The sequence below is a fragment of the Roseivivax sp. THAF197b genome, from assembly GCF_009363255.1.
In the GTDB taxonomy this organism is placed as follows: domain Bacteria; phylum Pseudomonadota; class Alphaproteobacteria; order Rhodobacterales; family Rhodobacteraceae; genus Roseivivax.
On the sequence record NZ_CP045318.1, the window covers coordinates 3,711,332 to 3,726,444 of the forward strand.

Consider the following 15,113-nt stretch of genomic DNA (forward strand, 5'->3'; position numbering starts at 1 on the left):
CGTGAAAAACCGGAGATTTCACATGAAACAACCGATCCAGACCGCAATCCTGGCCCTCGGCCTCGCTTTGCCCGCTTCATTCGCCCATAGCGCCGACATCACGGTCGCGGGCGGCTGTTTCTGGTGTGTCGAAGCTGATTTCGAGAAGGTCTCGGGCGTGTCAGAAGCGGTGTCCGGCTACACCGGGGGCACCACGAGCAACCCGACCTACAAACAGGTCACGGGTGGCAATACCGGTCATTATGAAGCTGTGCGGATCACCTATGACGCAGATACAGTCTCGCGCGAGAGGCTTTTTGATCTGTTCTTCCGGTCCATCGATCCCTTCGACGACGGCGGACAATTCTGTGATCGTGGCGCCTCCTACCGCCCGGCGATTTTCGTGGAAGATGCCGCCGAACGAGCAGATGCGGAGGCCGCGAAGACCCCGGCAGAGCAGGAGCTGGGGCGCGATGTGGCTGTGCCGATCCTCGATGCGAAGACCTTCTACGAGGCCGAGGACTATCATCAGGGTTACTACAAAAGCACCGAGAAGACCCTGACCCGCTTCGGCTATATCGACCGTGCGGATGCCTATGACCGCTACCGCGAAGGATGCCGCCGGGACCAGCGCGTGCGTCAGGTCTGGGGTGACGACGCGCCCTTCATCGGCGGCTAGGCAGCGGTGCAATCAGGCGTCCGGGCCGAACCGGTCCTCGATATCCTTGAGGTCCGGGATCACATCCGCGGTGCCCACACGGCCGACCATGATCGCCGCCGCTTTCGTCGCCAGATCCAGCGATTGCCGCATCGAAAACCCTCGGTCGAGGCCCGCGCAGAGATATCCGGTGAACGTATCCCCCGCGCCCGTGGTATCCTTCGCATCAGCCGGAATCGCCGGTATGTCCGTGGCCGTCCCGCCATCCGTCTCGAACCACGTGGCCCCTTCGCTGCCCCGTGTGACGACGACGTCGCGCACGGGGAGTTTCGCGGGCGCAAGGCCCGTCGCATCCTCCAATTGCCGGGCTTCGACGGCGTTCAGGATCAGCAGGTCGAGAAGCGGGAGAACATCGGACACCGCCGCCGCGTCGAAAGGTGCCGCCGCATAGACGACGCGCATGCCCTGCCCCGATGCGAGCGCCGCGGCTTTGGCCTGGGCATTCGTCTCGTTCTGGAACAGGAACAGATCCGATGCGGCACCTTCACGCAGACGATCAGCGAGGCGGGTTTCCGAAATCGCGTGATTTGCGCCGGGATAGAGAATGATCTGGTTCTCTCCCGCGTCATCTACCGCGATGATCGCGTGGCCCGATGCGTCACTCACGCGGTCAATCGCACGCGTGTCGACGCCGTATTCCATCAACCGCTCGAGCATCCATCCGCCATCGGATCCGATGGCCCCCAGATGCGCCACGCGCGCCCCGGCCCGCGCGGCGGCCACGGACATGTTCGCGCCCTTACCGCCCAATCCCCGCGTGTAGGAGGACGATGCCAGCGTCTCGCCCGGGGCCGGTAGATGCGGCACCCGATAGACGAAATCGGCATTGATAGAGCCGAGATTCCAGATCGTCATCGCTGCGCGCTCCTGTCTAGTCTCATGCCAAGGCCGCACGCAGCGCGGGTCGGCCCTAGCCGACCTTGCACGCGGCAAGCACGGCCATGTTCATGATGTCATTCGCCGTCGATGAGGACGAGCAGATCTGGATCGACTTGTCCACGCCGGTCAGAATCGGGCCGATCACGGTGGCGCCTGCCATTTCCTGCATCAATTTCGTGGAGATTGAGGCCGAGTGTCGCGCGGGCACGATCAGGATATTGGCCGGGCCCGTCAGGCGCTGGAACGGATAGCTTTCCTGCGCACGCCTGTTGAGCGCGACATCGACGGTCATTTCACCTTCATATTCGAAATTCACGCCGCGCGCGTCGAGCACATCCGGCGCAAGATGCATCTTCTCGGCCCGTTCAGAGACGGGATACCCAAAGGTCGAGAAGGACACGAACGCGACCCGCGGCTCGAGGCCCAGATGCCGGGCCACGTCCGCCGCCCGTTCGGCGATATCGGCCAGGTCATGCTCGTCCGGCCATTCATGCACCAGCGTATCGCCCATCAGCACGATACGCCCCTTGTGCAGAAGCGCCGTGATGCCCGCAGCACCCTGTTTCGCCTGCGCGTCGAAGACCAGATTGATCCGCTCCATCACGTGGGCCGACTTTCGGGTTGCACCGGTCACGAGCCCGTCGCCATGACCATGGGCGAGCATCAACGATGCGAAGACGTGCCGATCCCGCGCGGCCATCCGGTGCGCGTCCTGTTGATCCATCCCGTTTCGTTGGTTCCGCGCATAGAGGAACTGCTTGTAGGTTTCGAGATGATGGGTGTTGGCGGCGTTGATCACTTCGATCTCGCGCACGGCATCGCCCATGCCAGCGGCCTCCAGCTTGGCTTTGACGTCGGCGTCCCGGCCGACGACCAGTGCCTTGCCGAATCCCGAGCGTTGATAGCTCACCGCCGCCCGCAACACGCGCGGATCGTCGCCCTCCGCGAAGATCATCCGTGCCTGTGCCGCCCTAGCGCGGGCATTGATGCCCTGCAGGATCGACGCGGTCGGATCGAGCCGGGTCTTGAGCGACACCTCGTAGGCGTCCATGTCCACGATCGGCCGCCGCGCGGCACCGGTATCCATGCCCGCTTTCGCCACGGCGGGCGGGATGCGGTAGATCAGCCGCGGATCGAAGGGCGTCGGGATGATGTAGTCGCGCCCGAAGCTGAGCGTCTTGCCATAAGCCACCGCTACCTCATCGGGCACGTCCTCGCGGGCAAGTGCCGCCAGAGCCTCGGCGCAGGCGATCTTCATCTCGTCATTGATCGCGCGAGCATTGATGTCGAGCGCACCCCGGAAGAGATAAGGAAAGCCCAGCACGTTATTGACCTGATTGGGATAATCCGACCGGCCCGTGGCGACGATGGCATCCATGCGGACCTCATGCGCCTCTTCGGGCGTGATCTCCGGATCGGGATTGGCCATGGCGAAAATGACCGGATTGTCGGCCATCGACTGGACCATCTCCTGCGTCACGGCCCCTTTTACGGAGACACCGAGGAAAACGTCGGCATCGACCATCGCCTCTTCCAGCGACCGCGCCTCGGTCTGGATCGCATGGGCGGATTTCCACTGGTTCATGCCTTCGGTGCGGCCCTGGTAAATCACGCCCTTCGTATCGCAGACGACGCAATTGTTATGCCGCGCACCCATGCTCTTCAGAAGCTCGATACAGGCGATGCCCGCAGCGCCCGCGCCATTTAGAACGATCTTCACATCCTCGATCTTCTTGCCCGAGATGTGCAGCGCGTTGATGAGACCGGCGGCACAGATCACGGCGGTGCCGTGCTGATCGTCATGGAAGACGGGGATATCCATCTCTTCCTTGAGGCGCTGCTCGATGATGAAGCATTCGGGCGCCTTGATGTCTTCGAGGTTGATGCCCCCGAAGGTCGGCCCCATCAGCTTGACCGCCTGGCAGAAGGCGTCCGGATCTTCGGTATCAAGCTCGATATCGATGGAGTTCACGTCGGCGAACCGTTTGAACAGGACCGATTTGCCTTCCATCACGGGCTTCGAGCCGAGCGCGCCGAGATTGCCGAGCCCCAGAACCGCCGTCCCGTTCGAGATCACCGCAACGAGGTTGCCCTTGTTCGTGTAATCGTAAGCAAGCTCCGGGTTTTCCGCGATTTCCTCACAGGGCACGGCCACGCCGGGGGAATAGGCCAGCGACAGATCCCGCTGCGTCGTCATCGGCACGGTGGCCTGCACTTCCCACTTGCCGGGCTCGGGCTCCAGGTGGAAGGCCAGTGCCTCTTCGCGGGTATATTTCTGCCTTGCCATGCGATCCTCCCAGATATGCCGAACCGGCTTAGCCGAGGGCCGGACAGGCCTCAACCGCGATAGCGCTATCAGGTGCACTCTGCCGGGACGTTCCGGATTTCCCGCTTTCGGAGCGCCTCGGGCATTTGTAGGGTCGCGCGGAAAGCAGGCGATGGGGGTCGCATGAACGCCGTGACGCCGATGATGGCGCAATATCTCGAGATCAAAGCCGGACATCCCGATGCGCTCTTGTTCTATCGCATGGGCGATTTCTACGAGCTGTTCTTCGACGATGCAGCCGCCGCCGCCGAGGCGCTGGATATTGCGCTCACGAAACGCGGCAAGCATGACGGCAACGATATCCCCATGTGCGGCGTGCCCGTTCATTCCGCCGAGGGTTATCTGCTGACGTTGATCCGGAAAGGGTTTCGCGTCGCGGTCTGTGAACAGATGGAAAGCCCCGCTGAGGCCAAGAAGCGCGGATCGAAATCTGTCGTGAAGCGGGAAGTCGTGCGCCTCGTGACGCCCGGCACCCTGACGGAGGAAAGCCTGCTCGAGGCAAGGCGGCACAATTATCTGGCCGCTTTGGGCCAGGTTAGAGACGCTTTTGCATTGGCTTGGGCAGACATCTCCACCGGTGCGTTTCACGTGATGCCCATCCCCGCGGCCCGGATCGGAGCAGAGCTTGCGCGGCTCGCACCCGCTGAATTGCTGCTTTCGGAAGCGAGCGAAGATACCCAACGGCCGGTCCTGTCCGATCTCGGATTGGAGCCCACGATCCTGTCGCGCGGCTCATTCGATTCCAGCGCAGGTGATGCACGGCTCACCGCGCTTTTCGGGGTCGCGACATTGGAGCCATTCGGCGATTTCAATCGGGCCGAATTGTCCGCCATGGGGGCGCTCGTCGATTATCTCGAGATTACGCAGAAGGGAAAACTGCCGCTTCTCAGGCCGCCAAGGCAGGACCAGGTGTCGCGTCTGTTGCAGATCGATGCGGCGACGCGGACCAACCTTGAACTTACACGCGGCGCGGACGGCTCTCGCGCGGGATCGCTTTTGTCCGTGATCGACAAGACAACCACAGCCGCCGGGGCACGCCTGCTTGAACGGCGGCTGTCGTCGCCCAGCCAGAACTTGGACGACATAACCGCCCGCCACGATGCGGTGGCGTGGAGCCTTGAGAACGCAAATGCGGCTCTGTCCCTGCGCGAAAGCCTGCGCAAGGTGCCGGATCTCGACCGCGCCCTGTCCCGTCTAGCGCTTGATCGGGGCGGACCGCGAGACCTGAGCGCGGTGCGCGCTGCGTTGACGCAGGCCGAAAGCCTGGCCGCCTCGCTGGAAAATGCCGAACTTCCGGACCTTCTTGCCGAGGCGCAGCAGGCGCTGACCGGTCACGATACGCTTCTGGCGCTCCTCGACGAGGCGCTGATCGCGGAGCCGCCGCTTTTGGCACGGGACGGTGGCTTCATCGCGGAAGGCTTCGATGCCGATCTCGACGAGGCGCGGACGCTGCGCGACGAGGGGCGCGGTGTCATCGCGCGTATGCAATCCGATTTCATCGAGCAAACCGGCATCGGATCGCTGAAGATCAAGCACAACAACGTCCTTGGGTATTTCATCGAAACGACGGCGACCCATGCGACGAAGATGATGGCCCCGCCTCATTCGGAGGTGTTCATCCACCGCCAGACAACGGCCAACCAGGTGCGGTTCACCACCGTGGAATTGTCCGAGCTGGAAACGCGGATCCTGAATGCGGGCGGACGGGCGCTGGAGATCGAAAAGCGGATCTATGACACCCTGAAAGCGGCCATTCTTGAGAATGCCCCTGCCCTGTCGTCCCTCGCCTTGGGTCTTGCGGAATTCGATGTCGCCCTGTCGATGGGCACGCTTGCGCGGGAAGAAGACTGGGTCCGTCCGAAGGTCGATGACAGCCGCGCTTTCGTCATCGAAGGGGGCCGGCATCCGGTGGTCGAACGCGCGCTACGCGCACAGGGCGGCGCACCCTTCATCGCCAATGATTGCACCCTGTCGCCCGAACATGACGGACCGGCGCTTGAGCTTCTGACAGGCCCGAACATGGCCGGTAAATCGACCTATTTGCGGCAGAACGCGCTGATCGCGATCCTGGCGCAAATGGGGGGGTATGTGCCCGCGGCGCATGCGCATATCGGCTGCGTCAGCCAGATTTTCAGCCGCGTCGGGGCTTCGGACGATCTGGCGCGGGGTCGTTCCACATTCATGGTGGAGATGGTAGAAACCGCGGCCATTCTGAACCAGGCCGATACGCGGGCCTTGGTCATCCTGGACGAGATCGGGCGTGGAACGGCGACCTATGACGGCCTGTCCATCGCGTGGGCGACACTGGAGCATCTGGCGGAGGTCAACCGGGTCCGCGGTCTGTTCGCCACGCATTATCACGAGATGACTGCACTGGCAGGGAAGCTGCCCGGCGTGTCGAACGCGACGGTCGCGGTCAAGGAATGGGACGGCGAGGTGATCTTCCTGCACGAGGTTCGCCCCGGTGCAGCGGATCGCTCTTACGGGGTTCAGGTGGCGCAGCTTGCGGGCCTTCCGCCTGCCGTCGTGGCCCGCGCGAAATCCGTGCTTGATGCGCTGGAAAAAGGCGAACGGGACAAGGCGTCGCCCAAGGCCCTGATCGATGACCTGCCCCTGTTCTCGGTCGCAGCCCAAGCGCCCACCCCCAAAGCAGAAGCCGCGCCGTCCGAGGTGGAGGCGCGGCTTCGAGATCTGTCGCCGGACGATATGAGCCCGCGAGAGGCGCTGGAGGCATTATACCAACTGCGCGGACTCGTGCGGGATTAGGGTCTATTTCCCCGGCGTGGAGCTGACGCCGACCTGGGCCGGACGCAGCAGGCGATCATACAGCATGAAGCCTTCTGCGGAGACCTGGATGATGTCACCTGCCTTGGTGTTCGGAACCGGTGCCTCGAACATGGCCTCATGCACCTGCGGGTCGAACTTGTCGCCCACTTCGGGCTTGATGACTTCGATCCCGTGCTTCTTGAAAACCGACTGAAGCTCACGCAGGGTCAGTTCCACCCCTTCAAGAAGGGCGACGGAGATTTGCTTCTGCTCTTCGTTGGCGGCGGCCAGTGCGCGTTGCAGGTTGTCGTAAACCGGCAGAAGATCCCGCGCGAGGCGGGTCGAGCCGTAATTCTCGGCTTCCTTGCGATCCCGGTCAGCCCGCTTGCGCGCATTTTCCGCATCCGCAAGCGCGCGCATGAAGCGATCCTTGTACTGGTCGCGCTCGGCCTCGAGTTCGGCGATCCGGTCCGCGTCGCTGGGTTCTGCCAGCTCTTCCGCTTCTTCGCGGGCGTCTTCCTCGGCCGCGAGGGCATCTGGATCGTCGAGGAAATCGTCGTTGTTCGGGTTTGCCATATCTTCCCTCTATTTCCGGTCGGACAGCAATTTCCCGACCAGCTGTGCGGTGTAGTCCACGATCGGAACAATCCGACCGTAATTCAGACGCGTCGGCCCAATGACACCGACCGCGCCAACGATCTTTCGGTCAGCGTTCATATATGGAGACACGACCAGAGAGGAACCCGAAAGCGAGAAAAGTTTGTTTTCCGAGCCGATAAAAATGCGCACACCTTCCCCGGATTCCGTCAGTTCGAGGAACTCGGCGATGTCGCGCTTGCGTTCGAGGTCGTCAAAGAGCGTTCTGATCCGGTCGATATCCGCCGGGTCGGCTTCCTCTCCCAGGAGATTCGCGCGGCCGCGGACAATGAGACGTTCGGCGCGATCCCCATCTTCATCCCAGACAGCAATCCCAGACTGAACGAGATCATGGGCGAGCGTGTCGATCTCGCGGCGGCGCGCCTCGATGTCGCGGCTCATGTCGCGGCGCATTTCCGACAGCGTCCGGCCTTCCACCAGTGCGTTGAGAAAGTTCGCCGCTTCGCGCAACGCCGAGGGGGTGAGCCCCGGCGGGGGCGTGAAAACCCGGTTCTCCACATGGCCGTCCGCGAAGACCAGCACCACGAGCGCGCGATTTTGCGCGAGCGAGACAAATTCGATGTGCCGGATCGGCGCTTCGTGCTTGGGCGTCAAGACGAGGGACGCCCCGTGCGTCACGCCGGAGAGCGCTGAGCCGACACGGTCCAGAAGGTTGGCGGTATCGTCACTATTGCTGCCCAAGGTAGCGTCGATTTGATTGCGATCCGAGGAGTCGAGATCGCGCACCTCCAGCAGGCCGTCGACGAAGAGCCGCAGACCGGTTTCCGTCGGAATGCGGCCCGCGGAGACATGCGGTGAATTGAGCAGACCGAGATATTCGAGATCCTGCATCACGTTTCGGACGGTCGCGGCGGACACCTTCTCCGACAGGGTGCGCGTAAGGGTGCGTGAGCCGACGGGCTCCCCGCTTTCGAGATACCCTTCGACGACGCGCTGGAACACCTCTCGTGAACGCGCGTTCATCTGATCGAACAGTTTGGAGCCGTTCTGCATCTGTGCCCTGATCCTTGAAAGGTCCATTAAAAAGGGCTGCCGGGCGAGGTCAATCGGGGTTGCCCGAGCCGCCACCCTGTCTGTATGCCCTGCCGCAAAGAAGGAGAACCAATATGCGTCCGTCTGGTCGTGATTTAAGCGAAATGCGCGCGGTTTCAATCGAGACCGATGTAACGAAACATGCCGAAGGCTCCTGCATGATCCGCATGGGTGATACGCACGTGCTCTGTACGGCGAGCATCGAAGAACGCGTGCCGCCCTTCATAAAGGGCTCCGGCCTCGGTTGGGTCACAGCGGAATACGGGATGCTGCCGCGCTCGACCTCCTCGCGGATGCGGCGGGAAGCGACAAGCGGCAAGCAAGGCGGTCGCACGGTCGAGATCCAGCGGTTGATTGGTCGGTCTTTGCGCGCCGGTGTCGACCGCGTTGCGATGGGTGAACGGCAGATCACGGTCGATTGCGATGTGATCCAGGCAGATGGCGGCACGCGCTGTGCGTCGATCACCGGCGGATGGGTTGCATTGAAGCTTGCCGTGAACAAGCTGATCAAGGCGGGCGATCTGACCTCGGATCCGCTAATCTCGCCGGTGGCGGCTGTAAGCTGCGGGATCTATGCAGGCCAGCCCGTGCTGGACCTCGATTATCCCGAGGACAGCGAGGCCGGGGTCGATGGCAATTTCATCCTGCGTGGCGACGGTCAGCTGATCGAAGTTCAGATGTCCGCGGAAGGATCCGTCTTCTCGCGGGACCAGATGGGCCAGCTGATGGATCTTGCCGAAAAGGGCGTGTCGGAACTGGTCGCAGCTCAGATGGCAGCGGTATCGTGAGCCGCGCGTTCGACGCACCACGGCTTCTCGTCGCTACGCATAACCAGGGAAAGCTGGAAGAGATTTCGGCATTGTTAGAGCCGTTTGGCGTGGAGTGCGTCGGCGCCGCGTCCATGGATTTGCCCGAGCCGGAGGAGACGGGCACAACCTTCGTCGAGAATGCTCGGATCAAGGCCCATGCGGCTGCACGTGCTACCGGATTGCCGGCCTTGTCCGACGATTCCGGGATCGAGATCGATGCGCTGGACGGCGCGCCGGGTGTGTATACCGCGGATTGGGCGGAGACCGACCAGGGGCGCGACTTCGTCATGGCCATGACCAAGGCCCATGATCGCCTCGTGGCCTCTGGTGCGCCGCAGCCCTGGACCGCGCGGTTTTGCTGCACCTTGGTTCTGGCTTGGCCCGACGGACATGATGAGGTCTTCCCGGGCACGATGGAAGGTCAGGTCATCTGGCCCATGCGCGGCGATCAGGGTCATGGATACGATCCGATTTTCCAGCCCGATGGCTACTCCGTGACATTCGGGGAAATGGATCGCTGGGAAAAAAACAAGATCAGCCATCGCGCACGGGCGACGGAGCTGCTCGTGAAAGGTTGCTTTGGCTGAGAATTGGCAAGTCGCCGGGTTCGGACTGTACGTGCACTGGCCATTCTGTGAGGCCAAATGCCCGTATTGCGACTTCAATTCCCATGTGACGCGTTCGGTCGATCATGACAGGTGGCGTCAGGCCTTCCTCAGTGAGATTTCTCGCGTCTCCGCGCAGACGGGTCCTCGAGTTCTGTCCTCCATCTTCTTTGGTGGAGGAACGCCGAGCCTCATGCCGCCCGATCTTGTTGGTGAGGTCATAGACGCGGCGCAAACCGCCTGGGTTCCCGCGAATGATCTGGAAATTACGCTTGAAGCCAATCCTCGGTCCGTCGAGGCCGGGCGCTTCCAAGGGTTTCGCGATTCGGGCGTGAATCGTATCTCGATGGGGCTGCAGGCTCTGAATGATCGGGATCTGCGAAAACTTGGTCGCCTGCATTCTGTCGCGGAAGCAAAAGCCGCCTATGATACCGCGCGGTCACTGTTTGATCGGATCAGCTTCGATTTGATATACGCCCGACAGGATCAAGGGCGCGAGGATTGGGCGGCCGAATTGTCCGAGGCGCTTGCCATGGCGGCGGATCATCTTTCCCTTTACCAACTGACGATTGAACGCGGCACGGCGTTTTGGGAGCGGGACCGCAAAGGGGCCCTGCCCGGCCTGCCCGATGAAGACCTCGCGGCAGATCTTTACGAGATGACCCAGACCCAATGCGAGGCTGCGGGATTGGCGGCCTATGAAGTCTCGAACCATGCCAAACCCGGCTCTGAATCGCGTCACAATTTGATTTATTGGCGGCATGGCGATTATGCAGGGATCGGTCCCGGCGCGCATGGGCGCCTGACCATTGATGGCTCGCGAATTGGAACGGAGGCGTGGCGAAATCCCGGCGCCTGGCTTGATGCGGCTTGCAAGGGGGATGGGACCCGCGTGACGTCGCAATTGCCGCTGGCAGAACAGGCCACCGAATATCTGATGATGGGTCTGCGGTTACGCGAAGGCCTCGATCTTCCAAGGCTTCACGCGATGGATCCCGCTATTGCGGATCCAGGCAAGAGAACCGCGCTGACCGCTGATGGGCTCCTTTGGGAACAGGATCATCGGATGGGCGCGACGGAACAGGGTCGATTATTGCTCAATTCGCTGATTGCCGCGCTCATGCCGGATGACGCGTGACCGCTAGGTGCTGAGGATGCCGCACAGCGCATCAAGCTGATCGAGGGTGTCGTAGGAAATCGTCAGACGCCCCCCTTCTGCGCCGGGTTTGTGGTCGATGCTGATTTTCATGCCCAAAGCCGCCGACAGATCGTTTTCGAGCGCCCGTGTGTCGGCATCCTTCTCGATCGCCTTCCCATCGCTGCGCGGCTTTCTGTTTTCGACGCGGTTCGCCTCGCCTTTCGCGAGCTTCTCCGTCTCACGAACCGACAGATTTCTGGCGATAACGGTTTTTGCCAAGGCAGATGGATCGCTCGCGGTGATCAGGGCCCTGGCATGACCAGCGCTCAAACGCCCCTCGGACACATAGGTCTGCACATCCTCTGGCAGGTTCAGAAGCCGCATCAGGTTGGCGATATGCGAGCGGCTTTTTCCAAGAGCTTCGGCCAGCTTTTCTTGCGTATGTCCGAACTTGAACATCAATTGCCGAAAGCCTGCCGCTTCTTCGATCGCGTTCAGATCGGCGCGCTGGATGTTCTCGATGATTGCGACTTCGAGCACTTCCGTGTCGGAGAATTCCCGGACAAGCACAGGGATTTCATGAAGTTGCGCGCGTTGTGCCGCGCGCCAACGCCGTTCGCCAGCCACGATCTCAAATTGGTTGGGCGCATCGGGCTTTTCCCGAACGATGATCGGCTGAATGATCCCCTTCGCCCTGATGGACTCGGTCAGCTCATCCAGCTGCTCTTCCGAAAACCGCCGCCGTGGCTGATCGGGGTTTGGCACGATCTGATCAATCGGCACCACGCGGTCAGCGCGGGCTGCCACGGAGGTCTCGGCGTCAGCTTGGGGTTGCGGCTCCACATCTGCCATGAGGGCGGACAAACCACGCCCGAGCCCACGACGTTCTCGCTTTTCAACCATTGCCTCGCCTCTCTTATGCCGCTGTTCTTGTATGGGTGGACAGCAATTCCTGCGCCAACGCGCGGTAGGCCGCAGCCCCTTTTGATCCGGTATCGTATTGTAGGACAGGCAGCGCATAGGACGGCGCTTCGCTGACACGCACGTTGCGCGGGATGACGGTCCGGTACACCAACTCCCCCAAATTGGACCGCGCATCGTCTTCTACCTGCTGGGACAGATTATTCCGGGCGTCGTACATGGTGAGAACGATACCTTCGATCCGAAGATCCGGATTGGCGCTTTGACGCACTTCCCGGATCGTCATCATGAGCTGAGACAAGCCTTCGAGCGCGAAGAACTCGCTCTGCAGCGGTACAAGCACGGAATGCGCAGCCACCATGGCGTTGACGGTCAACAGGTTCAGCGATGGCGGGCAATCGATCAGGATGATGTCGAAGCCGTAGGCATCGATGGCCTGCTGACGAAGGGCGTCGTGCAGGAGGAAGCTGCGTTTTTCATTGGCAATAAGCTCGATATCGGCGGAGCTTAGATCCACCGTAGCCGGGATCAAAGACAGATTGCCGATTTCGGTCGTCTGGATGACCTCTTCGAGCGGGATATCGTCCAGCAATAGCTCGTAGGTGGTGTATTCGCGATCCGTGGGCTCGATCCCGAGGCCGGTGGAGGCGTTCCCCTGCGGATCAAGGTCAACAACCAGGACATTCAGCCCCTGCTCGGCCAATGCAGCGCCGAGATTGATCGTGGTCGTGGTCTTGCCAACGCCCCCCTTCTGGTTCGCAACCGCGATAATCCGGGGAGCACGAGGGCGGGTGGGATCAGACATGCGCGAGGCTTCCGATGCTGAGAATAACGGCGTTGGGATCGGTTTCACTTGTAGTAATTTCGCAGGAAAATGACCATTCCTTGCGGGCGTCCTCGACCTCTTTTTTCCACGTTGTGCCTTTTGGAAAGACACAATGGGTACCGGCCTTCATATGTGGATGGGCGTAGGACAGAAGCGTCGTCAACGCCGACAAGGCGCGTGCGCTGATGACATCTGCTCGTATCCGGGGCAGCTTCTCGATGCGCGTGGTTTTGACCTCGGCGTTCAGATTGAACTGCCGCACAGCCGTCCGCAGGAAGACCGACTTTCGCGCATCACTTTCAACCAGCGTCATGCGCATGTGTGGATTGAGCTCCTGAGCTGCGATCGCGATGACAATCCCCGGAAATCCGCCACCGGATCCAAGGTCCATCCAATGTCCGCCTTCTGGCGGTATGAAGCGTGCCAATTGGAGCGCGTCCAGGATGTGGCGCTCCCAAAGGTCATCGACCGACGCTTTCGAGATCAGGTTGATCCGCTGCGTCCAATGACGCACAAGATCCTCGTACTGACGCAGCTTGTCGAGTGTTTCACGTGAAACATCTGTGTTCGCAATCGGAGGTGTCACGCGGTTTTTGCCCGCTTTTGCTGCTTGAGCTTCGCCAGGATCAGCGTCAGCGCCGCGGGGGTCATACCATCGATCCGGGACGCCTGCCCCAGGTTTTCCGGACGCGCGGATTCCAGCTTCGACCTCAACTCGTTGGAAAGAGAACCCAAGGACTTATAGTCGAAATCCGCAGGGATCGCTGCGGTTTCGTCCTTGCGAAGCGCGTCCACATCCTGCTTCTGACGCGTGATGTAATTGGCGTAGAGCGCGTCTTTCTCCAACTGCGTGCTCACTTCTGCATCGATATCCGCCAGATCGGGATCAAGCGCCGCTACCTTTTCAAACGTCATATCCGGGTAGGATAGGAGGTCGTATCCGCTGCGCTTGTGACCATCGGACCGAACCGCCTGACCGACGCTCTGCAATTCCGATGGCGTGAACAGGCGCGCTTTCAAGCGCTTTTCGCCAGCGGCAAGCCTGGACATTTTGTCTTCGAAAATGTCCTTGCGACTATAAGAAACGCAACCGATCCCGATCCCCATCGGGGTCAGTCGTTGATCGGCGTTATCTGCCCGCAGCGACAGCCGAAATTCAGCGCGCGAGGTGAACATGCGATACGGCTCGGATACACCGCGTGTTGTCAGATCGTCGATCATCACGCCGATATAGGAATCCGAACGACGGAACCGGATCGGCTCCTTCCCCTTCACGGCCGCCGCCGCGTTCAGACCGGCGACAAGGCCCTGCGCCGCGGCTTCCTCATATCCCGTGGTGCCGTTGATCTGACCCGCCAGGTAGAGGCCCGGGATGTTGCGCACCGCCAATGACAAATCCAATGCGCGCGGATCAACGTAATCGTACTCGATTGCGTATCCTGGCTGCAGGATGATTGCCCCCTCCAAACCGGCGATGGAGCGCACGTAATCGAGCTGCACCTCTTCGGGCAAAGAGGTCGAAATTCCGTTCGGATAAATGACGTCGTCTTCCAAACCCTCGGGTTCCAAGAATATTTGGTGCGAGGTTTTTTCCGCGAAGCGCACGACCTTGTCTTCGATGGACGGGCAATATCTCGGTCCAACCCCCGAAATCATCCCGCCATACATCGCCGACCGCTCCAGATTTTTGCGGATGATGTCATGCGTGCGCGTATTGGTATGCGTGATGGCACAGCTTACTTGCCGGGCCGAAGGGGCCTTCGACAGGAAGGAGAACAGCGTGGGGTCGGGATCGCCCGGCTGATCTTCCAGCTGAGTGAAATCGATGCTGTTGGCATCCAACCGCGGGGGTGTTCCCGTTTTCAGGCGACCAAGCGGCAAGCCGAAGCTGTCGATCCGCTCCGGAAGTCTCGTGCTGGACTTGTCGCCCATGCGACCGCCGGAATAGGACACATCGCCAACGTGGATTTGCCCGCGAAGAAAAGTGCCAGATGTCAGGATCACTCGCGACGCTTTGATCGCACGCCCATCGGCAAGAACGGCACCAACGACGGAGTTGTCGTCCATCATCAGATCGACAACTTCGCCCTCAATGATCTGAAGGCCCGGACGCGCTTTGGTCTCCCGCAGCATTTCCCGACGATAGATCTTTCGATCCGCCTGAGCGCGCGGGCCTTGAACGGCAGGTCCCTTGCGTCGATTGAGAAGCCGGAATTGGATACCCGCCAGGTCCGCAATGCGGCCCATCACACCATCAAGGGCGTCGATTTCTCGAACCAAATGGCCTTTGCCAAGTCCGCCGATGGCCGGATTACATGACATCACACCGATATCATCTTCCCGCATGGTCACAAGGAACGTGTCCGCGTCCATGCGCGCGCTGGCATGCGCGGCTTCTACACCTGCATGCCCACCGCCAATCACCAAGACATCCGTCTTAAGATGTTTCACGTGAAA

The 15,113-nt window shown here is 61.1% G+C and carries 13 protein-coding genes; 5 read left to right on the forward strand and 8 right to left on the reverse strand.

All coding sequences use genetic code 11. The features are described from left to right. The first annotated feature begins 22 nt into the window (after positions 1 to 22). Complete coding sequence (gene msrA, locus FIV09_RS17745) at positions 23 to 658, forward strand: peptide-methionine (S)-S-oxide reductase MsrA (RefSeq protein ID WP_152452106.1); 636 nt, start codon at positions 23 to 25, stop codon at positions 656 to 658. A 12-nt stretch (positions 659 to 670) separates the two neighbouring features. Here msrA and FIV09_RS17750 read toward each other — a convergent pair whose 3' ends face one another. Both FIV09_RS17750 and FIV09_RS17755 read right to left on the reverse strand, forming a co-directional pair. Then, positions 671 to 1,552 (reverse strand): PfkB family carbohydrate kinase, encoded by an 882-nt coding sequence (locus FIV09_RS17750; protein WP_152452108.1) that lies wholly within the window; start codon positions 1,550 to 1,552, stop codon positions 671 to 673. Positions 1,553 to 1,607: 55 nt separating this feature from the next. Beyond that, positions 1,608 to 3,863 carry an NADP-dependent malic enzyme gene (locus FIV09_RS17755; protein WP_152452110.1) on the reverse strand — a complete coding sequence of 752 codons (2,256 nt, stop codon included), beginning with the start codon at positions 3,861 to 3,863 and terminating at the stop codon, positions 1,608 to 1,610. Positions 3,864 to 4,025: 162 nt separating this feature from the next. On the opposite strand from FIV09_RS17755, the gene mutS reads away from it, so the two are divergent. After that, positions 4,026 to 6,668 (forward strand): DNA mismatch repair protein MutS, encoded by a 2,643-nt coding sequence (gene mutS / locus FIV09_RS17760; RefSeq protein WP_254702269.1) that lies wholly within the window; start codon positions 4,026 to 4,028, stop codon positions 6,666 to 6,668. A 3-nt stretch (positions 6,669 to 6,671) separates the two neighbouring features. Here the strand turns inward: mutS and FIV09_RS17765 are convergent, their stop codons facing one another. Further along, complete coding sequence (locus FIV09_RS17765) at positions 6,672 to 7,244, reverse strand: nucleotide exchange factor GrpE (protein ID WP_152452112.1); 573 nt, start codon at positions 7,242 to 7,244, stop codon at positions 6,672 to 6,674. A 9-nt stretch (positions 7,245 to 7,253) separates the two neighbouring features. After that, on the reverse strand, positions 7,254 to 8,318 hold the full coding sequence (gene hrcA, locus FIV09_RS17770; RefSeq protein ID WP_152452114.1) for a heat-inducible transcriptional repressor HrcA: 1,065 nt from the start codon (positions 8,316 to 8,318) through the stop codon (positions 7,254 to 7,256). A 113-nt stretch (positions 8,319 to 8,431) separates the two neighbouring features. Between hrcA and rph the strand changes: the two genes are divergently transcribed. Genes rph through hemW form a run of 3 tightly spaced genes read left to right on the forward strand, consistent with a single transcriptional unit; the run spans position 8,432 to position 10,909 of the window. Continuing rightward, positions 8,432 to 9,145: a ribonuclease PH gene (gene rph / locus FIV09_RS17775; protein ID WP_152452116.1), complete on the forward strand. Its 714-nt coding sequence runs from the start codon at positions 8,432 to 8,434 to the stop codon at positions 9,143 to 9,145. Beyond that, positions 9,142 to 9,753: an RdgB/HAM1 family non-canonical purine NTP pyrophosphatase gene (gene rdgB / locus FIV09_RS17780; RefSeq protein WP_152452118.1), complete on the forward strand. Its 612-nt coding sequence runs from the start codon at positions 9,142 to 9,144 to the stop codon at positions 9,751 to 9,753. Before rph ends, rdgB begins: the two co-directional genes overlap by 4 nt. Then, positions 9,746 to 10,909: a radical SAM family heme chaperone HemW gene (gene hemW / locus FIV09_RS17785; RefSeq protein ID WP_152452120.1), complete on the forward strand. Its 1,164-nt coding sequence runs from the start codon at positions 9,746 to 9,748 to the stop codon at positions 10,907 to 10,909. The genes rdgB and hemW overlap by 8 nt, the downstream gene beginning before the upstream one ends. Before the next feature lie 3 nt (positions 10,910 to 10,912). Here hemW and FIV09_RS17790 read toward each other — a convergent pair whose 3' ends face one another. From FIV09_RS17790 to mnmG, 4 genes are read right to left on the reverse strand one after another with little or no spacing between them, the layout of a single operon-like run. Next, positions 10,913 to 11,812: a ParB/RepB/Spo0J family partition protein gene (locus tag FIV09_RS17790; RefSeq protein ID WP_152452122.1), complete on the reverse strand. Its 900-nt coding sequence runs from the start codon at positions 11,810 to 11,812 to the stop codon at positions 10,913 to 10,915. 13 nt (positions 11,813 to 11,825) lie between these two features. After that, the gene (locus FIV09_RS17795; RefSeq protein WP_152452124.1) at positions 11,826 to 12,635 is read right to left on the reverse strand and encodes a ParA family protein; all 810 of its coding nucleotides are present in this window, start codon (positions 12,633 to 12,635) and stop codon (positions 11,826 to 11,828) included. Continuing rightward, positions 12,628 to 13,242, reverse strand: coding sequence for a 16S rRNA (guanine(527)-N(7))-methyltransferase RsmG (rsmG, locus tag FIV09_RS17800; RefSeq protein ID WP_152452126.1), 615 nt, complete (start codon positions 13,240 to 13,242; stop codon positions 12,628 to 12,630). The genes FIV09_RS17795 and rsmG overlap by 8 nt, the downstream gene beginning before the upstream one ends. Then, a complete protein-coding gene (gene mnmG / locus FIV09_RS17805) occupies positions 13,239 to 15,107 on the reverse strand; it encodes a tRNA uridine-5-carboxymethylaminomethyl(34) synthesis enzyme MnmG (RefSeq protein ID WP_152452128.1) in 1,869 nt (622 codons plus the stop codon). The genes rsmG and mnmG overlap by 4 nt, the downstream gene beginning before the upstream one ends. Between the last annotated feature and the right edge of the window lie 6 nt (positions 15,108 to 15,113).

Excerpts from the sequence above, each read along its gene's own strand:
- hrcA (WP_152452114.1), bottom strand. The coding sequence starts at position 8,318 with ATGCAGAACGGCTCCAAACTGTTCGATCAGATGAACGCGCGTTCACGA.
- FIV09_RS17790 (WP_152452122.1), bottom strand. The coding sequence starts at position 11,812 with ATGGTTGAAAAGCGAGAACGTCGTGGGCTCGGGCGTGGTTTGTCCGCC.
- FIV09_RS17795 (WP_152452124.1), bottom strand. The coding sequence starts at position 12,635 with ATGTCTGATCCCACCCGCCCTCGTGCTCCCCGGATTATCGCGGTTGCG.
- FIV09_RS17750 (WP_152452108.1), bottom strand. The coding sequence starts at position 1,552 with ATGACGATCTGGAATCTCGGCTCTATCAATGCCGATTTCGTCTATCGG.
- msrA (WP_152452106.1), top strand. The coding sequence starts at position 23 with ATGAAACAACCGATCCAGACCGCAATCCTGGCCCTCGGCCTCGCTTTG.
- FIV09_RS17755 (WP_152452110.1), bottom strand. The coding sequence starts at position 3,863 with ATGGCAAGGCAGAAATATACCCGCGAAGAGGCACTGGCCTTCCACCTG.
- rph (WP_152452116.1), top strand. The coding sequence starts at position 8,432 with ATGCGTCCGTCTGGTCGTGATTTAAGCGAAATGCGCGCGGTTTCAATC.
- FIV09_RS17765 (WP_152452112.1), bottom strand. The coding sequence starts at position 7,244 with ATGGCAAACCCGAACAACGACGATTTCCTCGACGATCCAGATGCCCTC.
- mutS (WP_254702269.1), top strand. The coding sequence starts at position 4,026 with ATGAACGCCGTGACGCCGATGATGGCGCAATATCTCGAGATCAAAGCC.